Annotated in this window: 1 protein-coding gene; it reads right to left on the reverse strand. The window is 62.1% G+C overall.

Annotated features, from left to right (window positions below; translation table 11 throughout):
- Nucleotides 1-522: FAD:protein FMN transferase (locus AC1DX0_RS37050; RefSeq protein ID WP_477359681.1), on the reverse strand; the 522-nt coding region annotated here is incomplete at both ends.

A 522-nucleotide genomic window follows, 5' to 3' on the forward strand; every position in this document is an offset into this window, starting at 1 on the left:
GGTTGTCGGCGTGGCGCGGCCATGGGTGTCTATGACATAGCCCTCCAAGCCAGGCGTCTGCTCGATGAAGAGAATGCCGTCCCGGCCCATGGCGAAGGCAGCAGTGGCGAAACGATCGGCTTCGAGCACATCGGCGCCGATGACGGTCAGGCTGACGATGTCCTGGATCGGACTGCCAATTCCATGTGGGTTGTAGATGTGTTGACCGCGGACATAGGTTCCGGAGGTCGCCACACCGCGGCCACGGGGATAGACGATTTTTACGATCTCTTGGGTGTTGAAGGGATTGCGGATGCCGACGCTCCAGTGCTGGCCCGAGGCATTCCTGCCGCAGGACTGCACGTCACCTCCCGCCTCGATGAAGAAATCGCTGACGCCGGCTCGCTGAACGATGGCTGCCGCGTTGCGGATGGCCCAGCCCTTGACGATGCCGGAAGGATCGAGCGACCCGTCGGGCTTGCGAATGTCGAAGTATCCGTCCGTCTCGTCTTTCGTCTGCCGCGCGAGAGCAAACACTTCCGC

This window comes from Mesorhizobium sp. P3_A9 (assembly GCF_056402975.1).